At 67.4% G+C, this 20,870-nt stretch carries 16 protein-coding genes; 4 read left to right on the forward strand and 12 right to left on the reverse strand.

Annotated elements, in window-relative coordinates; genetic code table 11:
- Positions 1–2 precede the first annotated feature (2 nt).
- Positions 3–1,379 carry an IS1380 family transposase gene (locus GX543_RS00210; RefSeq protein WP_290849019.1) on the forward strand — a complete coding sequence of 459 codons (1,377 nt, stop codon included), beginning with the start codon at positions 3–5 and terminating at the stop codon, positions 1,377–1,379.
- A 380-nt stretch (positions 1,380–1,759) separates the two neighbouring features.
- On the opposite strand, the gene pntB is transcribed toward GX543_RS00210, so the two are convergent.
- From pntB to nadB, 11 genes are all read right to left on the reverse strand, one after another.
- On the reverse strand, positions 1,760–3,214 hold the full coding sequence (gene pntB, locus GX543_RS00215; RefSeq protein ID WP_290849020.1) for a Re/Si-specific NAD(P)(+) transhydrogenase subunit beta: 1,455 nt from the start codon (positions 3,212–3,214) through the stop codon (positions 1,760–1,762).
- A 6-nt stretch (positions 3,215–3,220) separates the two neighbouring features.
- Positions 3,221–4,753 (reverse strand): Re/Si-specific NAD(P)(+) transhydrogenase subunit alpha, encoded by a 1,533-nt coding sequence (locus GX543_RS00220; RefSeq protein WP_290849021.1) that lies wholly within the window; start codon positions 4,751–4,753, stop codon positions 3,221–3,223.
- A gap of 276 nt (positions 4,754–5,029) precedes the next feature.
- A complete protein-coding gene (locus GX543_RS00225) occupies positions 5,030–6,496 on the reverse strand; it encodes an FAD-binding protein (RefSeq protein ID WP_290849022.1) in 1,467 nt (488 codons plus the stop codon).
- A 128-nt stretch (positions 6,497–6,624) separates the two neighbouring features.
- Positions 6,625–7,119, reverse strand: a complete 495-nt coding sequence (locus tag GX543_RS00230) for a ferritin (protein ID WP_290849023.1) — start codon at positions 7,117–7,119, stop codon at positions 6,625–6,627.
- Positions 7,120–7,319: 200 nt separating this feature from the next.
- Positions 7,320–8,999 (reverse strand): MFS transporter, encoded by a 1,680-nt coding sequence (locus GX543_RS00235; RefSeq protein ID WP_290849024.1) that lies wholly within the window; start codon positions 8,997–8,999, stop codon positions 7,320–7,322.
- Positions 9,000–9,099: 100 nt separating this feature from the next.
- On the reverse strand, positions 9,100–11,373 hold the full coding sequence (locus GX543_RS00240; protein ID WP_290849025.1) for a cation-translocating P-type ATPase: 2,274 nt from the start codon (positions 11,371–11,373) through the stop codon (positions 9,100–9,102).
- Positions 11,370–11,540: a hypothetical protein gene (locus GX543_RS00245; protein WP_290849026.1), complete on the reverse strand. Its 171-nt coding sequence runs from the start codon at positions 11,538–11,540 to the stop codon at positions 11,370–11,372. The genes GX543_RS00240 and GX543_RS00245 overlap by 4 nt, the downstream gene beginning before the upstream one ends.
- On the reverse strand, positions 11,537–11,743 hold the full coding sequence (locus tag GX543_RS00250; RefSeq protein WP_290849027.1) for a heavy-metal-associated domain-containing protein: 207 nt from the start codon (positions 11,741–11,743) through the stop codon (positions 11,537–11,539). The genes GX543_RS00245 and GX543_RS00250 overlap by 4 nt, the downstream gene beginning before the upstream one ends.
- Before the next feature lie 69 nt (positions 11,744–11,812).
- Entirely contained in the window at positions 11,813–12,133 is a 321-nt protein-coding gene (locus GX543_RS00255) for a metal-sensitive transcriptional regulator (RefSeq protein WP_290849028.1), read from the reverse strand.
- Between the two features lie 138 nt (positions 12,134–12,271).
- Positions 12,272–13,342, reverse strand: coding sequence for a hypothetical protein (locus GX543_RS00260; protein ID WP_290849029.1), 1,071 nt, complete (start codon positions 13,340–13,342; stop codon positions 12,272–12,274).
- Between the two features lie 107 nt (positions 13,343–13,449).
- On the reverse strand, positions 13,450–15,018 hold the full coding sequence (gene nadB, locus GX543_RS00265) for an L-aspartate oxidase (RefSeq protein ID WP_290849030.1): 1,569 nt from the start codon (positions 15,016–15,018) through the stop codon (positions 13,450–13,452).
- 171 nt (positions 15,019–15,189) lie between these two features.
- Between nadB and GX543_RS00270 the strand changes: the two genes are divergently transcribed.
- A complete protein-coding gene (locus GX543_RS00270; RefSeq protein WP_290849031.1) occupies positions 15,190–16,641 on the forward strand; it encodes an AarF/UbiB family protein in 1,452 nt (483 codons plus the stop codon).
- Positions 16,638–18,248: a porin PorA family protein gene (locus GX543_RS00275; protein ID WP_290849032.1), complete on the forward strand. Its 1,611-nt coding sequence runs from the start codon at positions 16,638–16,640 to the stop codon at positions 18,246–18,248. The genes GX543_RS00270 and GX543_RS00275 overlap by 4 nt, the downstream gene beginning before the upstream one ends.
- 90 nt (positions 18,249–18,338) lie before the next feature.
- On the opposite strand, the gene GX543_RS00280 is transcribed toward GX543_RS00275, so the two are convergent.
- Positions 18,339–20,006: an FAD-binding dehydrogenase gene (locus GX543_RS00280; RefSeq protein ID WP_290849033.1), complete on the reverse strand. Its 1,668-nt coding sequence runs from the start codon at positions 20,004–20,006 to the stop codon at positions 18,339–18,341.
- 332 nt (positions 20,007–20,338) lie between these two features.
- On the opposite strand from GX543_RS00280, the gene GX543_RS00285 reads away from it, so the two are divergent.
- A partial coding sequence (locus GX543_RS00285) for an AMP-binding protein (protein ID WP_290849034.1) occupies positions 20,339–20,870 on the forward strand: 532 nt, incomplete at its 3' end.

The following is a 20,870-nucleotide window of genomic DNA, read 5'->3' on the forward strand; positions in this document are numbered from 1 at the left end:
CCGTGTTCTACCCACACATTCAGGCCACCGCAGACGGCAGCGGCATCCTCACCCACGGCGGCACCGTCCTGGCCACCCGCACCGCCGAAACTTCCGGCCTCACCGCCGCGCTCCGGACTGCGCTCGCGCCGTGGCGTAGACCCCTCGCCACCCACGATCCAGCGAAGATCATCCTGGATCTGGCCACCAGTCTGGTCGTCGGCGGTGATTGTTTGGCTGACATCAGCATGGTCCGCGGTCGCCCCGATGTATTCGGTCCGGTGGCCTCCGAGCCGACGGTCTCACGCCTGATCACCACCCTCGCAGCCGATCCCGAGCAAGCGGTGAACGCGATCCGGGCCGCCCGCGCCACTGCCCGGCAGCAGGTGTGGTCCCTGGCCGCCGATCACGCGCCCGATCAGGGTCGGTCAGCGAAGAAGCCGTTGATCATCGACATCGACGCAACACTGGTGACCGCCCACTCGGAGAAAGAACAAGCCAAACCAACCTATAAGCGCGGCTTCGGCTTTCATCCATTGATGGCATTCATCGACCACGGACCCGAAGGCACTGGTGAGGCCGCCGCCGCGATCCTGCGACCCGGCAACGCCGGTTCCAACACCGCCGCCGACCACATCACGCTGACCAAGAAGATCCTCAACCAGATCCCGGGCACCGGGTCGCGGCCGGGACGCTCGATCCTGATCCGCACCGATTCGGCCGGCGGCACCCACGACTTCCTCGCCTTCCTGAACCGTCGACGACTGTCGTATTCGGTCGGCTTCGGACTAAACGAGACCATGGGTCACCTCATCGACCAGTTGCCGAAGAAGGCATGGACCCCGGCCTACGACCCCGACGGTGTACCCCGCAAGAACGCTGACGTCGCCGAACTGACCGGCGTCCTGGACCTGTCGGGGTGGCCGGCCGGGATGCGGGTCATCGTCCGCCGTGAGAAGCCGCATCCGGGTGCTCAACTGCGGATCACCGACCGCAACGGGTGGCGCCTGGTCGCGTTCGCCACCAACACCACCAGCGGCCAGCTCGCCGATCTGGAGGTCCGCCACCGACGGCGGGCTCGCTGCGAAGACCGTACTCGGATCGCGAAAGACACTGGCCTGACCAACTTTCCACTCACAGGGTTCGCGCAAAATCAGATCTGGCTCGCCGTGATCGAGTTGGCGTGCGATCTGCTCGCCTGGACCCAAATGCTCGCATTGGCCGGCACCGCCGCCCGTCTCTGGGAACCCAAGAAACTCCGCACGCGACTGTTTGCGACCGCGGCGCGCCTGACCCGTCACGCCCGCAGGCTCCGGCTTCGCTACGACCAACAACACCCGTGGAGCGGCCTGCTCGCCGCCGGTCTCGAGCGCCTGACCGCCTACCCGACACCCGGCTGACCCGGCAGCCGAGCCCTGACCTCACGAGATGAAAGAACCAGCTCTTCCGGTGATGTGAAACCCGGACGCCCCGACGCTCGGCCACCTTGTCGCACCCGACAGACATAATCAGCGCGCAGCCATCAAACCGAAACCGCACAGGCCGGGACGTCACCCCGATGAAATTTCGAGGCTAGCGCCTCGGCCTACTCGACCACCGTAGAAAGGCCGAGTGCCGCACGCGAGCGCAGCGAGCCGCGCACGAATCGAGACCCACGGACACACCGGCCTCGATACACCCTCGGCTAGCGCCTCGGCCTACTCGACCACCGTAGAAAGCACAACAACGAGAAAGGCCGCACACCTTCCGGTGTGCGGCCCTTCACGTCTGCGCGGGGTGATTACAGCGCGGCGATGATGTCCTCGACGCGGTCCTTCGCGTCACCGAACAGCATCTGCGTGTTCTCGCGGAAGAACAGCGGGTTCTGGACACCGGCGTAACCGGCGGCCATCGAACGCTTGAAGACGATGACGTCCTTGGCGTTCCAGACCTCGAGAACCGGCATGCCTGCGATCGGCGACGACGGATCCTCGGCGGCAGCCGGGTTCACCGTGTCATTGGCACCGATCACCAGAACGACGTCGGTCTCGTCGAAGTCGTCGTTGATCTCGTCGAGCTCGAGGACGATGTCGTACGGCAGCTTGGCCTCGGCCAGCAGCACGTTCATGTGCCCGGGCAGACGACCGGCGACCGGGTGGATACCGAAGCGGACCTCGATGCCCTTGGCGCGCAGCTTGGCGGTCAGATCGGCCACCGGGTACTGCGCCTGGGCCACAGCCATGCCGTAACCCGGGGTGATGACGACCGACTTGGCTCCCGCCAGCAACTCGGCTGCGGCATCGGCCTTGATCTCGCGATGCTCGCCGTAGTCGGTGTCATCGGTGGCGGGCGCCTCGATGCCGAAACCGCCGGCGATGACCGAGATGAACGACCGGTTCATGGCCTTGCACATGATGTAACTCAGGTAGGCACCCGAGGAGCCGACCAGCGCACCGGTGACGATGAGCAGGTCGTTGCCGAGCAAGAAGCCCGACGCGGCCGCGGCCCAACCGGAGTACGAGTTGAGCATCGAGATGACGACCGGCATGTCGCCGCCGCCGATCGAGGCCACCAGGTGCCAACCGAGGAACAGCGCCAGCGCGGTGATGACGCCCAGCAGGATGTAGCCCGTCGTGTCGTCCTTGACGTCGCGAGCGACGTAGAACGCGGTCAGGATCACGAAGATCACCAGCGAACCGACGTTGATGAAGTTCTTGCCCGGCAGCATCAGCGGCGCGGACTTCATCTTGGCCGACAGCTTGAGGTTGGCGACGATCGAACCGGTCAGGGTCACCGCACCGATGAAGATGCCGATCGCGACCTCTGCGGCGTGAATGCCGACCAGCGCACCGTAATCAGCGTCCTCGGGGCTGGCGTGGACACCGGTGATGGCACCGTTCCAGCCGATGAGCACCGCGGCGAAACCGACGAACGAGTGCAGCAGCGCGATGAGCTCGGGCATGCCGGTCATCTCGACGACCTTGGCGCGCCAGAAACCGATCAGCGCGCCGATCACGATCGCGCCGATCAACAGACCGATCGGCAGCCACTTGTTGAAGGAGGCGCCCGCGAACTCGAGGTGATCGAGGTCCTTGACCATCATGGTGATGGTCGCGACCAGCGCGATGGCCATGCCGACCATGCCGTAGGTGAGACCGCTCTTGGCGGACTCGTGCTTGCTCAGGCCCGCCAGTGACAGGATGAACAGCAGCGAGGCGACGATGTACGCCGCGAAAGTCATGGATTCAATAGTCATGATGCGTCAGGCCCCCTTGCTGAACATCGCCAGCATGCGACGGGTGACAGCGAAGCCACCGAACACGTTGATGGACGCGACCAGGATCGCGATGGTCGACAGCACCAGAACGGTGACATTGGTGGTGGCCGACTGCAGGATCGCACCCACCACCACGACACCCGAGATGGCGTTGGTGACCGACATCAGCGGCGTGTGCAGGGCGTGCGCGACGTTCCCGATCACGTAGTAACCGATCACGATCGCCAGCATCAGCACCGTGAAGTGCTGCGGGATGTCGCCCGGAGCGAACGCGTTGACCAGGAAGAAGGCGACGATGCCCAGGAGCACCAAGCCGATCTTCTTGCCCGCCGACATCGGCGGCTTGGGCTCGGCGACCGGAGCCGGTTCCGCGGCAGCGGCCTTCGGAGCAGCCGAGACCTGCACCGGCGGCGGCGGCCACATGCCCTCGCCGTCACGGGTGACGGTGATGCCGCGCTGGACGATGTCGTCCATGTCGAGCGTCAGCTCGCCGTTCTTCTCCGGCGTCAACAGCTTGAGCAGGTTGACGATGTTGGTGCCGTACAGCTGCGAGGTCTGAGCGGCCAGACGACCGGCGAGGTCGGTGTAACCGAGAATGGTCACGCCGCCCTCGGTGACGACCTTCTCATCGGCCACGGCACCGGCAGCGTTGCCGCCGCTCGACGCCGCCATGTCGACGATCACCGATCCGTGCTTCATGCCCGCGACAGTCTCTTCGCTGAGCAGGCGCGGCGCCGCACGACCCGGGATCTGGGCGGTGGTGATGACGATGTCGGCAGCGCGTGCTTCCTCGTCGTACATCGACGCAGTCGCAGCCTCCTGCTCGGCCGTCATCTCCTTGGCGTAGCCGTCCTCGGACTTCTCCGCCTCGAAGTCGACCTGCACGAACTCCGCGCCCATCGACTGGACCTGCTCGGCGACCTCGGGACGCACGTCGAACGCACGCACCACGGCGCCCATCGCCGACGCGGCACCGATGGCGGCCAGACCGGCCACACCGGCGCCGACCACGAAGACGCGAGCCGGCGGGATCTTGCCCGCAGCGGTCACCTGACCGGTGAACATCCGACCGAACTCGTGCGCGGCCTCGACGACTGCGCGGTAGCCGGCGACGTTGGCCATCGACGACAGCACGTCCATCGACTGGGCACGCGAGATGCGCGGCACGGCATCCATGGCGAGTGCGGTGACGCCCGCGGTCGTCAGCTTCTCGAGCAGTTCGGGGTTGCGACCCGGAGCCATCATCGAAATGAGGACGGCACCGCGGCGCATCCGCGCGATCTCTTCGTCGGTCGGTGCATTGACCTTCACGACGACGTCCGCGCCCCACACCTCGTCGACCGAACCGATCCGCGCGTCCGCTGCGGTGAACGCAGCATCCGGCTGCTCCGCGCGATCGCCCGCACCGGCTTCGACGACCACGTCGTAGCCGAGCGACTGCAGTTGTGCGACCGTCTTACCGGTCGCGGCGACGAGAGTCTCGCCCGCCTTTGATTCCCGGGGGATGCCGATCAACATGTCGCTGCCTCTCCCACACTCATAGCTTCACCTTGTCTTACAGAGACGCGGCGCACGATCACTCGACACCGCATCTGTATGACGTCAGGAAGTAGCCCGCCGGGGTGTACGGGCGTCATGCCTGAGGCCGGCCAGTGCTTCATCGAACTCGCGCGACACGCTGCAGGAGGCCACGGCCGATCCTGCTGATGGAAAACGTGGCATGAACTTAGCACGCACCCCGACGGGTCCCGAGACGCGGTAACCTACGTCACTTACCGACCGGTAACAATGCCTTTAAACCTTGACAGAGCGTGCGGCATGCAGTCCCGCGCGGCGGCCGAAGTACGACCCCTCGCCGAGCTGGGTGCCACTGGCGTAGCCCTTTCCGTCCTGCGCGAGGTTCGCGGCGCACGCGCCGGCCGCATAGAGCCCGACGATCGGCGTGCCGTCCTCGGCAAGCACCTGACCGTCCACCGAGGTCGCCATTCCGCCCACGGTAAAGCCCGCGTAGAGCGCTTTTCCGAGGCTCATGTCGAAGGCGGCCCAGGGCCCGGTGTCCTGCGGCGCCAGGAACTCCGCGCTCTTGTGGAAGTCCGGGTCCTCCCCCTTGTCGGCGTACTCGTTGTACCGGTCCAAGGTGGCCTTGAGGGCCTGACGATCCAGGCCCAGCCCGTCGGCCATCTCCTCGACCGTCTCCCAACCGTCGATGAACGGCGCGAGCGGGAAGTCCGGCCGCTGCATGTGCGCTTCGTCGACGATGAGGTAGGCGGCGCGATCGGTCTGGTCCATCACGAAACCCGAAGTCCGGGAATGATAGGAGTCTTCGGCGACGAACCGCTTGCCCTCCTTGTTGACCGCGAGTCCGGTCAGCAGGATCGACGGCGGGTACACCGGTGCGGTGATGAAGGCCTGATCCATGTGCTTGAGGGCGGCGCCGACGGAGGCGCCCATGCGAATCCCGAGGCCGTCGTCGAAGGTGTTGCCGAGAGTGAACGGCTTCTCGGCCAGCTGCGGCACGTACTTCGCCACCATGTCGGGATTCATCACGTAGCCGCCGGCGGCGATCACGACCGACCCGGCCTTGATGAAACCGTCCTTCGGGCCGTCCTTCCAGTAGACGCCGACGACATCGCCGGAGGTCTCGTCGACCACCAGCTTGCGCGCGCCGACCTCGTAGCGGATCTCGACGCTCAACTCGCCGAGTCGCTTCACCAGGAGCTCGATCACCATGCCCGCGCCGCCGGTGTCACCCGGGACCGGAACCTTGTGCCCGCGCGGCGCCGGGGCCGCCTGGTCCTTGAACGGCCACACCTTCTCGTTGCCGGTGTACATCAATCCCTGGGTCTGCGGCTGGATGACCGCCTTCTCCGGGTAGTACGAGCGCTCGAACTCGAAGCCCAGCGCTTCAAGCCAATTGAAGTGGTCGACACTGTCGTCGCAGTAGGCCTTGATCTTCTCCGGCTCGGGGTCCAGCGACACCGCGGTGAGGTACTTGGCCATCTCCTCCGGGTTGTCGTCGTGGCCCGTCGCTTGCTGCACCGCCGTGCCGCCGCCGAGGTAGAAGTGCCCGCCTGCCATGCAGGTGGTCGCACCCGCGGCCGCCGACCGCTCCAGCACCAGCACCGATGCGCCGGTCGACGCGGCTTCGGCTGCGGCGCAGCAGCCGCCGATGCCTGCGCCGATCACCAAGACGTCGACGGTGTCCGTGTAGTCCGTGACATCGGAGGCGTTGACAATTTCCGGAAGGTCGAGTCCGCTCATGCTGGACAGCCTAGACCAGAATTAGAACGTGTTCTAGTGATTCCTCACGGCGCGCGCTGACGACGAAGCGGCCCGCCGGAGAAGAACTCCGTCAGGCCGCTTCGTCGGCGACTGTGCGTAGGAAAAGATCAGGCGCCGGACGACGCCAGCTCGGCGTCGATACGCAGCAGACCCGACCCGTCCTCTTCGACCATCCGAAGGCGGCCGACGATCTCGCCGACCGTGTCCTCCTCTTCGATCTGCTCGCTGATGAACCAGTCGATGGTGGGACGCGAGTCGATGTCGCCCTGCTCCTCGGCGAGGCGGTACAGCTCGCGAATCGCCTCGGAGATCTCCTGCTCGGCTTCGAGGGCGATCTCGAAGAGCTCCGTGACGTTGTCGGCCTTGATGGACGGGACCGTGATGTCGCCGATCAACGGGTGGTTGCCGCGGGCGACGAGGTGCGCGATCAACCGATCCGCATGTCCCAGTTCTTCTGTGGCATGCGCACGCATCCATGAGGCCATTCCGGGCAGATCGCGCAATTCGAGCTCGATCGCCAACTGACGGTAAAGCATTGCCGAGCCGAATTCGCGAGTGATCTGCCGGCCGAATCCAACTTCGAGATCTTCGGACATCTTCATTGTTCGCTCCTTCACAGAAATCCACGACGAGACGTTCGTCGACAGTGGTCAATTCTAGGCCAGTCAAACAGCCCTGACCAGCAAGGAAAGGGTCACCAAAGCCAGCTTAGGTTCGGGACGCCTGAATAGTTCAGGCCGGTCCGGGATAAGAACTCTGCCCCGCCCGGACAATCGGTCGGGGCAGAGATTCAGTTGTCGTTTCAGACTTCGGCCTCCACTTCGGCATCGGCGTCTCCGTCGCGATCGGCTTCGATATCGGTCGGTTGCAGTCGCGAAACCCACCACACGCGAGCGGCACCGACCAGGCCGATGGCCAGGCAGACCACCGCGACCCAGATCGAGATGCTGGTAGCGTCGGCGAACCCGTCGCTGAGCGCGTCCGCGAGTTCGGTGGACCCCTCCTCCCGAACACCGGTGATCGCACCGCCCGCACTGCTGCGGGTGGCCTCGGCCAGCGAATCCGCCTCCGGGCCGTGCACCCCGGCACTGCCGAGGGTCTTCGGCAGGACGTTCACCAGAGCCAGCGACAGCGCGGCGCCCGACACGGCGGTACCGAGGGCGGAGCCCACCTGACGCACCGTGCTCTGGGTGGCCGATCCCTGACCGGACTCGTCCATCGGCACGTCGCGCAGCACCATGCCGGTCAGCTGCGCCGAGGCCAAACCCATACCGAGGCCGTAGATCACCAGCGGGATCGCGATGATCCACGCCGACGAGTTGCCCGAGATGATTCCGGCGATCACGCCGGCACCGATCAACTCCAGCGCCAGACCGACCAGCACGGTGCCCGCAGAGCCCACGAGTGCAGCCACGTGCCGGGCCATCGCTCCGGAGAAGAACGCGCCGAGCGCCATCGCGGCCAGGATCCAGCCTGCTTCCATGACGTCGAGGCCGAGCGCGTTGACCAGGTACAGCGGCAGAACGAAGAGAACAGCGAACTCGGCGATGGCCACCGTGCCTGCGGTGACGTTGCCCCACGCGAAGGTCGGCAGCGAGAACAGGCGCACGTCGAGGATCGCCGACTTGTTGGTGGAGATCCGCCGCTTCTCGCGAATCCAGAACACCACCAGGGTCACGACCGCGATCGCGATCATCACCGGAACGATCGAGATCGCCGCGTCGGTCGACCACGTCAGGCCGAACACTCGAAGCTCGCCGATGGCCTTCCACCAGCCCAGCGTCGGCCCTTCGATCACCGCGAACACCAGTGCACCGAAACCGATGGCACTGAGCAGTGCGCCGCCGACGTCCGCGCCGCGACCTTCCACGCCGCCGCGGGTCTCGCGGACGGTGAACATGGTGACGACCAGCAGGATGATGCCGATGGGGATGTTGACCAGGAAGATCCAGCGCCAGCTCGCGTACTGGGTCAGCGCGCCACCGGCCAGCGGGCCGACGGCGGCCGCGCCGGAGATGACGGCGCCCCAGACACCGAACGCCGCGGCGCGGTACTTGCCGCGGAAGATCGCGTTGACGGTCGAGAGGGTCGACGGCATGATCGCGCTGGCGCCGACGGCCTGGATCGCGCGGGCCGCGATCAGTGCGGTGGCACTGTCGCTCGCGGCCGCGAATCCGCTGCCCACCATGAAGATGCACAGGCCGATCACGAACAGCAGACGACGGCCCCAGCGGTCGGCGAGCCGACCGGTCACCAACAGGATCGCGGCCAGGACCACCGCGTAGAGGCTGCTGACCCACTGCGCGTCGGTCAGGTCCAGGTGGAGGTCGCGGATGATGACGGGCAGGGAGACGCTGACGATTGTTCCGTCGAGGACGATCAGGCCGAGGCCGATCGACAGGACGACCAGCGCACCCCAGTCCTTGCCAGATGGACGGACGGCGTCGGACGGCTCGACCGCCGCAGCAGGTTCGGACTTCACGCCGAGTGATGCAATCCGAGCATCACGGGCGTTATTGCACCTTTGCGGCGTACGGCACGCCTTAACGCCGTCCGTCCCGGGACCTTCGGTCCCACGGGTATCAACCCGCCTTGGTCATGCTGCTCCGCTTGGACCGGAACCCGCGCAGGCGCAGGCTGTTGGCGACCACGAACGCCGACGACAACGCCATGGCCAGACCGGCCATCATCGGGTTCAACAGCGCCGCCGCCGCCAGCGGCAACGCCGCGACGTTGTAGGCGAACGCCCAGAACAGGTTGCCCTTGATGGTGGCCAACGTCTTGCGCGACAGCGCGATCGCGTCGACCACCGCCCAGAGGTCACCGCTGACCAGCGTGAGGTCGCCCGCTTCGATCGCGACATCGGTGCCGGTTCCCATCGCCAGGCCCAGATCGGCCGAGGCCAACGCGGCGGCGTCGTTGACACCGTCGCCGACCATCGCCACCACTCGGCCCGATTCCTGCAGCTTCGCGATCGCCGCGACCTTGCCCTCGGGCGTCACATCGGCGATCACCTGGTCGATGCCGACCTGCGCCGCGACGTGGCGGGCGGCGCCTTCGTTGTCGCCGGTCAGCAGGACCGGGCGCAGCCCCATCCGCTTGAGTTCGGCGATCGCGGCCGCCGACGTCGGCTTCACCGTGTCGGACACGACGATCACCCCGGCGACGGCGTCGAGGTAGGTCACGACGACGGGCGTGGCACCCGCGTCCGACGCCTCCGCGATGCGCTTGCGCATCTGCTCGTCGAGCGGAACCGGCACGTCGCGCGGACCGGTCACCGTGACCCGGAGGCCGTCGATGAAGGCGGTGACGCCCGCACCGGCCAGGTTGCGGAACTCCGCGGTCAGCGGGAGTTCGATACCCAGGTCAGCGGCACGTCGGACCACGGCCTTGCCGATCGGGTGCTCCGAGTTGGCCTCGACCGCCGCGGCACGCGCCAGCAGGTCGGCCTCGTCGACGCCGTCGGCCGCGATCACCTCGGTCACCGACATCTCGCCGGTGGTGACGGTGCCGGTCTTGTCGAGGGTCACGGTGTCGACGCGACGCGTCGACTCCAGCACCTCGGGGCCCTTCAGCAGAATGCCGAGCTGGGCGCCGCGACCGGTGCCGACCATCAGTGCGGTGGGCGTCGCGAGTCCGAGTGCGCACGGGCAGGCGATGACAAGCACGGAGACGGCTGCGGTGAGCGCGACGGTGATGCCGCCGCCGACGCCGAGCCAGAATCCGAGGACGCCGACGGCGATCGCGATGACGACCGGCACGAAGACCGATGAGACGCGGTCGGCCAGGCGCTGAACCTGTGCCTTCCCGGCCTGGGCATCGGCGACCATCTTGGCCATGTGCGCCAGCGCGGTGTCGGAGCCGACGGCCTTGGCCTCGACCTCCAGACGGCCCTGCGCGTTGACGGTGCCGCCGACCACGGTGTCGCCCTCGGTGACCTCGACCGGGATCGACTCGCCAGTGATCATCGACTGATCGACCGCAGAGGCGCCCGAGACCACGACGCCGTCCGTCGCGATCTTCTCGCCGGGACGCACCACAAAGCGTTCCCCGACCTGCAGCTCGCCGATCGGCACGGTCACTTCGCGGCCGTCGCGCAGGACGGTGACGTCCTTGGCACCGACCTCGGCCAGTGCCCGCAGGGCATCACCGGCCCGCAGCTTGGACCGCTTCTCGAAGTAGCGACCCGCCAGCAGGAACGTGGTGACTCCCGCCGCGGCCTCCAGGTAGATGTTGCCTGCGCCGTCGCCCCGCGAAGCGATCAAGTCGAAGCCGTGGGTCATGCCGGGAATCCCGGCGGTGCCCCAGAACAGCGCATAGATCGACCAGCCGAAGGCGGCCAGCGTGCCGATCGAGATGAGGGTGTCCATCGTGGTGGTGCCGTGCCGGGCGGTGGCCAGCGCCGCGCGGTGGAACGGCAGGGCGCCCCAGACGACGACCGGCGCGGCCAGCGTCAACGACAGCCACTGCCAGTAGGTGAACTGCCACGCGGGGACCATCGCGAGCACGATCACCGGGATGGTGAGTGCCGCGGAGACCAGCAGTCGTTGGCGGAGTTCAGCGAGTTCGATCTCGGCGCGCGACGGTGCCGGGTCCTCGTCGTCCGTGACGACGGGCGTCGGCGACGGCGGGACCACCGGTGTCGCGTCGTAGCCCGCAGCCCGCACCGCCTCGACCAGCGAGTCGGGCGTCACACCGTCGTCGTACTCGACGTGAGCCTGCTCGGTGGCGTAATTGACGGTGGCGGTGACGCCGTCGAGTTTGTTGAGCTTGCGCTCGATGCGGTTGGCGCACGAGGCGCAGGTCATGCCGATGAGTTCGAGATCGAGTTCACGATCGGCGATCGATTGAGTCATCCGTGCGCACCTCCCTGATCGTGTTCAGTGGAATGCCCGTGTGTCGGCTGCGGGTCGTCGTCCCACGGTCCGACGGCCTGGCCGATGCCGAAGAGGACACCGAAGACCACCGCGAGGCCCGCGACGAATCCGGCGATCCGTACGCCGGGCCTCGACAGTGCGGTCACTGGACCTGGTAGCCGGCTTCGGCGACTGCAGCGCCGACGACGGCCGAATCGAGCGGAGCGTCGCTGGTGATGTCCACACGGCCGCTGGCCACGTCGACGTCCACCTGCTGCACGCCTGCGATCTCGGAGATCTCCTCGCGCACCGACGCTGCGCAGTGTCCGCAGGTCATGCCGGTGACGGTGATGGTGGTGGTTGCGCTCATTGCTCTGTACTCCTCAGTAGACGGGTAGCGAAATCGGGTGTGGAAGCGGGTGTCAGGGGCGACGGCGGGTCAGGACTTCACCAGACGGGTGATGGCCTTCATCGCCTCGTCGACCTTGGCTGCGGCGGCCTCGTCGCTTTCGCGGGCGGCCTCGACCACGCAGTGATTCATGTGGTCGTGCAGCAGACCGAGCCCGACGGATTCGAGGGCCTTGGTCATCGCCGAGACCTGGGTCAGGATGTCGATGCAGTAGGTCTCTTCCTCGACCATCCGCTGCAGGCCTCGGGCCTGACCCTCGATCAGCTTGAGTCGGCGGATGAACTTGTCTTTCTCCGCCAGGTAGCCGTGACCGGCATGGCCATGGTCCACGGCTGGTTCGTCGGTAGCCATCTCGCCTCCTTTGATACCCCCATTGGGTATCCCGGATTCAGTTGTACGCCGAAATCGACCTGCTGTCTACCCCCTAGGGGTATCAGAATGGGTGACGAGCGCCACCGAGATCGTCGACTCATGCGTTCGGCGAGAACGTCAGTGAGACTTCATCGCCTCCGACAGCCGCGCAAGCGACTGCGTGACATCGTCCAGTGCCGCCGAGATCGCGCCGTTCCGGTGCGTTTCGGGCAGGCCGCGCAACTGGGCGACGACATCGTCGACCACCGAGGTCATCGACTCGAGGTCGAGCTGACTGCGAAGCGGTCGTCGCGCGCTCGGGACTCCCATCCGTACCGGATCGGAGTTCGACGAGATCACGCGAATCAACGGCGTGGTGAGCACCGCCTCCGTCCCCGGACGCACCTCGAGCCACTGCGACGCGTCCCGATCCTGACGATCCTTGCGCCGGCGCCCGCGGACCGGCACCACGTCGGCGTCGGCGACCGCGTCCATCGGGGAGTGCCGGGACGGCTCGAACCGATTGGGCCCGGACACCGTCGTCTCACGTTCGGTCGGGCGCTCGAGGTGGTGCTCGGCGACATACTCGCCGCGCGAGTCCGGCCACGCGGGCGCAGGGGAATCGAAGCTGCCGGGCGGGAACGCCAGCATGTCGGTCGATGGCATGCCCTTGAGGCTCGGCATCCCCGAGAAGAGGTCGTCGAGCGCCGACAGCGTGGTGGTCGTGTCTTCCGGAGGCAACGCGGGCGGCATCCGCATCGGGCTGACCTCAGGCGGCGGTGTTGCAGCCACGGGTACCACCGGTGGTGGGGTCGACGCGACCGGTTCTTGCGGGATGGCGGGCATCGCGAAGCCCCCGGTGTCCGCATGGCGCGACTGCGACTGCGCGGCCGGAAAGTCCTGCCCGACCGGCGCGGCGTACCGATGCGGCCCACCGTGCCCGCCGAAGTACAGGCAGGGGGCGCCGTCGAGGGCCTGGGCCGGACACTCGAACTCGTCCGACAGGTTCTGGGCCCCGCGCGCGTAGTCGCCCCACATCAGCCAGCGGCGGCGGCCGACATGCTGCTGAGCGCCGTCGGAACCGTGCGCGCCGTCGTGCCCCTCGGGCAACACGCAGGCCACCAGCCAGTCGTGTTCGACGGTCAAACGCAGTGCGGCGCGCTCATGCGCGGTGGCGACAACCGACGACCAGCAACCGCCACTGCGCATTCCGACGCCTTTCCGTTGAAGTCCCCTGTTGGGCTGAGTCTACGGAGACGGTCCGACACTCACCAGACCCGAGGCATCCTCGAACCCACAAGCGACACGATCGCGAGTCAGTCGACGAGAACGCCGGCCACCATCTGCCCTTCGACCAAACGGAAACGGTGCGACCGACCGACCTCGTCGACCTGGGGGAAATCGGCCCGATAGTGACAGCCCCGCGATTCCTCGCGTGCCCGCGCCGCGGCGACCACCGCGCGCGCGGCCAGCGTGAGGTTGGCGTCCTCGATGTCGGCCACCGTCGCCAACCGCCGGGCGGGCGCACCCTCGAGCAGCGCCGCCACCTCGTCGAGACCGTCCGCGGTGCGGTCGAGCGCCCCGTTGGCCGACATCGCGTCCTGCAGCTCGGCGCGGTCGCACGCGGGCAGCTCGCTGAGCTTCGGGCGGTCGACGTCGCCGCGGACACCCGGCTCCGATGCGACGGCGCGGGCCGTCGCGCGGCCCATCACCAGCCCTTCGAGGAGGCTGTTGGACGCCAGCCGATTGGCGCCGTGCAGACCGGTCCGCGCCACCTCGCCCGCCGCGAACAGGCCCGGGACGCTGGTCCGACCGTCTCCGTCGGTCACCACCCCGCCGCACAGGTAGTGCGCGCCGGGCACCACCGGCAGTCGTAGATCGTCGATGTCCAGGCCCGAGGCGCGCACACCCGCGGTGACCGTCGGGAAACGACGCGCGAAGTCGGGCACCGGTGAGAGGTCGAGCCAGACGTGCGGCGAGCCGGTGCGTCGCATGGCCGCGGTCACCGCGCGCGCGACCACATCGCGCGGTGCGAGGTCGCCCAGCGGATGCACCCCGGCCGTCACCGAATCGCCGTCGGTATCGACCAGGATGCCGCCCTCGCCGCGCACGGCTTCGCTGACCAGCGTGCGACGACCGTGCGCACCCGGCACGTACAGCATGGTGGGGTGGAACTGGATGAACTCGAGATCGGCCACCTCCGCTCCCGCGCGCAGGGCCAGCGCGATGCCGTCGCCGGTGGATCCGGCCGGGTTGGTGGTCGCGGAGTACACGTGCCCCATGCCGCCGGTGGCGATCAACACCGAGGCGGCTCGAACCACACCGCGCACGCCGCCGCTGACGAACTCCAGGCCTGCGGCACGACCGTCGGCGAGCAGGACCTGCGTCGCCACGGCGTCGTCGAGCACGCGGACCGGCGACTGTGCGACCGCGGTGGCGAGTGCCTGTTGCACGCGCGCACCGGTGGCATCGCCGCCCGCGTGGATGATGCGGCGCACGCTGTGCCCGCCCTCGCGGGTGCGCAGGAAGCGGCCGTCGGAGCCGGTGTCGAAGTCCGCGCCCCAGCCGACCAGCTGCGCGACGGCCTCCCAGCCGTCGGCCAGGATCGGCTCGGTGGCGAGCGGGTCGGTGAGCCCAGCACCGGCAGCGAGGGTGTCAGCCAGGTGGAGTGCGACGGAGTCCTCGGGGTTGTCAGGCTCCACCACGGCGATGCCGCCCTGCGCGTAGAAGGTCGACGTCGACTGTTCGCCGCCGGAGGCCTCCCACGCCCGGCCTTTGGTCAGCACCGTCACCGACAACCCGTCGGCAGCGGCCACCAGCGCCGCGGTCAGCCCCGCCACACCTGCGCCGACCACCACCAGATCGCTGCGGATCACCTCGCCCATGACTTCTCCCAACAGTTATCGACTAACAATCGAAAACGTGCGTTGAGAGTACGCCGCTCCTGCCGGGCGGCGCCAGTGGCCCACCTCACTCACCCCGCAGCGGGTCTCGCGGCCCACCAAACGCCTGTCTGCCACCCGGGTTCGCGACCGGCGGTCCACTACACTCGGCGAATGGTGACGACCAGACAGAACGACGACAGCGACGAGGCCCGCGACAGCCTGCCTCGCGTCTCTGCGGTCACCGAGGCCTCCCGTTTTGCGAGCACTGCGGGCCACACCGCGGTCGGTGTCGGCCGCTTCGTGACCAGCTCCGTCACCGGACTGCTCCGCGGCAAACGGCCTGGAACCGCGACCGTCGCCCACGAGGTACGGCGCACGTTCGAGCAGCTCGGCCCCACGTACGTGAAACTCGGTCAGCTGATCGCCTCGAGCCCCGGAGTCTTCGGCAAGACCATGGCCGACGAGTTCGAGACCCTGCTCGACCAAGTGGCCCCCGCCGACCCGAACGCCATCCGACAGGTGTTCGTCGAAGAGCTCGGCGCCGAGCCCGAAGAGGTCTTCGCTCAGTTCGACATGACACCGATCGCGTCGGCGTCCATTGCTCAGGTGCACACGGCCACGCTGCCGACCGGCGAAGAGGTGGTGGTCAAGATTCAGCGTCCAGGCATCGCCGGACGCCTGGCACCGGATGTCGCGATCCTGGAGCGGTTGGCCGGTCTGGTCGAGATCTCCGATTACGGACGCATGTTGAGCGCCCGCCACGTGGTGGAAGACTTCGCCGACGGCCTCGACTCCGAACTCGACTTCCGCAACGAGGCCGCGACGATGGCCGAGTGGTTCGAGTGCCTGCAGCCCGGACCGTTCGGCGATCGCGTCCGGGTGCCCGCCGTCTACGACCACCTGACCACCGCACGCGTGATGACGATGGAGCGCATCTACGCCACCCGCATCGACGACGCCCGAGCCGTCCGCGCCGCCGGTCACGACGGAGAAGCCCTGTGCCGCAATCTCCTGCTGTCGCTGCTCGACTCCGCGTTTCACGGCGGGCTGTTCCACGGCGACCTGCACGCGGGCAACGTCTTGGTCGACGCCGACGGCAAACTGGTGATGCTCGACTTCGGGATCGTCGGCCGCTTCGACGCCCGGACCCGGCGCATTCTGCGGCAGTTGGTGGTCGACCTGATCGTGAAGCAGGACTACGACTCCGCCGGGCGCGCGATCTTCCTGTTGGGCGCCGTCCACAATCCCGGATCCACCGCCGCTGGCGCCGCGGACATCAAGAAGGTCGCAGCACCCCTCTCGACCACCGAGATGGCGTCGATGTCGTACACCGACCTCGGACGACAGCTGGCGGCTGTCGCGAAAGCGCACGACGCGCGGCTTCCGCGGGAGTTGGTGCTCGTCGGAAAACAACTGTTGTATGTAGAGAAGTACATGAAGCTGCTGGCTCCGCGATGGAAGGCCATCTCCGATCGTGAGATCTACGGCTACATGGCGGGAATCATGAAGGAAGCCGAGCGCGATCGTCGCGCACGCGGCACCGCGGGCCGCCCGGCCCCGGAATCCCAGCCTTCGGAATCCCAGACCGCACGCCCGACCGAACTAGGAGACGACCGGATATGAAACGTGCCGCGCTGGCACTGCTAGCCTTCCTCGGCGTCGCGTGCATCGTCGCGGCCATCGCCATTCCGACCTACCTGGTGCCGAAGCTGAAGGTGGTCCCGCTGGACCTGGACATCACCTCTCTCGCAACCAGCGTCCCGAGCGACGGCGACGCAGGCGATCGTTTCCCCGCCGTCATCTTCGATCGCTGCTCGGTCACCAAGTCCAAGGCCGCGACGCTCGACGCACATCTGACTCAGCAGCGCCGTTCGGTGATCATCGAACCGTCCGACGCCACTCAGGCCACCCTGCAGTCCGGACAGACCCTGCAGATCGACCGTATTCGCGATGCCCGCGGCAAGGAGACCGAGGTGACGATGTCGGCGAACGACGCCGACCGCAAGTGCGACGACGGCCTGCTGAACGCCACCGTCGACCGTGTCTCGGTCGATCGCGAGAGCTCGGCACCCAACGGGAACGTCAGCTCGCTGCAGCTGGCCGCGGTGCCCGAGGGCGGCAACATCGACGAGGTGTCGGTGAAGCTCGAGAACCGACAGGGCTTCCAGTACAAGTTCGGCTTCGACGTTCAGAAGCGCGATTACTACTACTACTACGACACCACCACGCGCCAGGACGCGGTCGCCAAGTTCGTCGGCGAGAAGACCATCGACGGCGTCAAGACCTTTCACTTCCAGGCCGACGTCCCCGAGGTAAACCTCTCCGATCTCCCCGATGCGGCAGGCGAGGCCCCGCTCGGCACCATCCTGAACATGCCTGCCAAGTGGTGGGGCATCAAGGGCAAGGGCGTCAAGTCCAACGACATGATCACGATGCACCGCTTCGGCAAGGCCGTCCGCAACGTGTACGTGGAGCCGACCACCGGCACCATCATCTTCGGTGAAGAAGACCAGGAGCAGTACTTCAAGTCGCCCGACGACAGCGGTGAGGCCCCCAAGGCCATCAGCGACTTCCGCATGACCGCGATGAAGAGCAAGTTCGCCTGGACCGACGAGACCGTCGCCCAGCAGGCGGAGCGCGCGGACAAGTACCTCAGCCAGTTGCGCTGGGGCGGCACCATCGTCCCGATCATTCTCGGCATCGTCGGCGCGGTCCTGCTGCTGGCCTGGGCACTCCTGGTCTGGTTCGGTCGTCGCGGCGACAACGGCGGCCCGGCGGGCGAGGTGCTCGACGAGAGCCCCGACGGCCCGAACCCGGGCGACGGTGGCAACGGATCCGAGGCCCCGACCCCCGAGGCCCAGACCCCCGAAGCCCAGACCACGGTGATCCCGGCACCCGGCGCCCACGCCGCCGCGCCCTACTCCCCCTACGAGGACGGCCCGGGACAGGCGACCACCGTCTTGCCGCCGCTGCCCGAGGACCCGCAGACCCAGGCGTTCGGCGCGTACCAGAGTCCGGACGCCGCCGCGCCGTACTACCAGCAGGAACCGCAGACGCAGGCCTTCGCTCCCGGCGCGCACGAGCAGCCGCCGGTGGCGAGCCCCGCCGACGTGACCGACACCGAGGCCTTCCGCGCGCCGGAGACTCCGAATCCAGACGGGTTCAGCCCGTACACGACCGATCCGACCCGCCCCATGCCCGACTTCGATCGGTACCGCCGGGAGCCGTAGTCGGGAGAACCATCCGCGTTAGACAGCGAGATCCGCGTAGTCAGGAACTACGCGGATCTCGCTCTTTTACGCGGATTGACTGAGCTCCGATCAACCTTGCTTCGCGACCGCGCGGCCCGCGGCGCGGCCGGAGAAGATGCAGCCGCCGAGGAAGGTGCCCTCGAGCGCGTTGTAGCCGTGCACGCCGCCGCCGCCGAAGCCGGCGACCTCGCCCGCGGCGTAGAGGCCGTCGAAGGCGGTCCCGTCGGGGTGCATCACCTGCGAGTCGAGGTTGGTCTCCAAGCCGCCGAGGGTCTTGCGCGTCAGGATGTTGAGACGGACGGCGATCAACGGACCGTGGGTCGGGTCGAGCATCTTGTGCGGCTTCGCGACGCGGACCACCTTGTCGCCCAGATAGTTCCGCGCGTTGTGCATCGCCATCACCTGCGCGTCCTTGCAGTACGCGTTGTCGACCTGGCTGTCGCGCGCCGACAGGGTGCGCTCCAGCGACTGCAGGTCGATGTGCCCGCCGCGGCCGATCTCGTTCATCCCCGCGACCAGGTCCGCGAGGTTGTCGCGGACCACGAAGTCGACGCCGTGCTTGGTGAACGCCTCGACCGGCGGCGGCATGCCCTTGGCCAACCGGCTCTTGGCGGCCACCTTCAGTGACTTCTCGGTGATGTCGGGGTTCTGCTCGGAGCCCGACAGCGCGAACTCCTTCTCGATGATCGATTTGGTGAGCACGAACCACGAGTAGTCGTAGCCGGTGGCGAGGATCGCCTTCATGGTCTCGTTGGTGTCGAACCCCGGGAAGTTGGGTGCGGGCAGGCGATTGCCGTTCGCGTCGAGCCACATCGACGACGGCCCCGGAATGATGCGGATGGCGTGGTCGGACCAGATGGGATTCCAGTTCTGGATGCCCTCGGTGTAGTGCCACATGCGGTCGCGGTTGACGATGTTGCCGCCCGCGGCCTCCGTGATGCCGAGCATGCGGCCGTCGACGTAGTCCGGAACACCGGAGATCATGAACTCCGGCGCCGGGCCGAGGCGTTCGGTGGGCCAGTTCTCGCGCACCAGACCGTGGTTGTGGCCGATGCCGCCGGAGGTGACGATGACCGCCCCCGCACGCAGTTCGAAGTCCGCGACCTCGACCCGCGACGACGGCACGCCGCGCTCGGTGTCGGTCGGCTCCAGGACGCGCCCGCGGACGCCGACCGCTGCGCCCTCTTCGACGATCAGTTCATCGACGCGATGACGGAAGGCGAAAGTCACCAGCCCGCGCTTCTCGGCATCGAGGACCTGCTCGGCGAAGATCCGCACCACCTCGGGGCCGGTGCCCCAGGTGAGGTGGAAGCGCGGGACCGAGTTGCCGTGGCCGTCGGCGAACCCGCCGCCGCGCTCAGCCCAGCCCACGACCGGAGTGAAGCGCAGTCCGAGGTCGTGCAGGTACTGCCGCTTGACGGTCGACGCGAACTCCACGTACGCGCGCGCCCACTGCCGCGGCCAGTAGTCCTCGTCCTCGCGGTCGAAGCCCGCCGAGGCCATCCAGTCCTGCAGGGCCAGTTCCGGGGAGTCTTTGACTCCCAGACGACGCTGCTCGGGGCTGTCGACCAGGAAGAGCCCGCCCAGCGACCAAAAAGCCTGCCCGCCGAGATTCTGTCGGTTCTCCTGATCGACGACGATCACCTTGCGACCGGCTTTCGTCAGCTCGTACGCCGCGACCAGACCTGCCAGTCCTCCGCCGACCACGATCGCGTCCGCCGAAACCTTCTCCGACACAGGCACACCTCTCCGCGGACCTCATCCGTCCACCGACTCCGATGTGGCCCACTGCACAGGGGCCACTTTCACGCCAGACAATACCCGCGAACCGCGCCCCGGCGGATCGTCGCATCTGGCGGTGGCGGCGGACTCCGGCCCGCTTCGGGCAGCAATGACATCCAAGTCACCCACGTGACCAAAGGTCTCCTGGAATACTGAGCCTCCTGGACACTGAGACGAATTCGCCAAGTCGTTTCAGCCAGTCAAGTCGTTACAACCGGCCAAGTCGTTACAGCCAGTCATGCCGTTTCAGGATTCGCGTCAGGAGAGCCACTTTGAACCCAGCATCCGTGAACCCAACATCAGCGCCGCCGCACGGCAGTGATGACATCACGTGGTCGACGATGGCACGCGGGGTGCTGGGCCTCTTGCGCGACCTTCCGGTGATCGCCCGCCAACGACCGTCGCTGATCCACCTCAATGAGCACCGGCGCTGGAGTGCGGGCAAGGCGTTCTCGGACGCGGCGGCCAAGCACCCGAACAAACCGTTCCTCCGCACCGGGCGCACCGTCTACACCTACGACGAGTGCAATCGTCGCGCCAACCGCTGGGCCGCGGTCCTCACCGCGCAGGGCGTCCGCCGAGGCGACGTGGTGGCGGTGGTGGCGCACAACAGTCCCGAATGCGTGATCGCGATGCTCGCGATCGTGAAGCTCGGGGCCGTCACCGGGATGATCAACTACAACCAGCCCGGCGACGCCCTGAACCACAGTTTCGGGGTGCTGGTCGAGGCCAATCGCGACGGCACTCCGCTGGTCGTGGTGCACGACGACGAGTCGACCGACCTGGTGTCGAACCTCGACGACGCAATGGAGACGGACA

This window comes from Gordonia sp. (in: high G+C Gram-positive bacteria), from assembly GCF_012515855.1.
In the GTDB taxonomy this organism is placed as follows: Bacteria; Actinomycetota; Actinomycetes; order Mycobacteriales; family Mycobacteriaceae; genus Gordonia.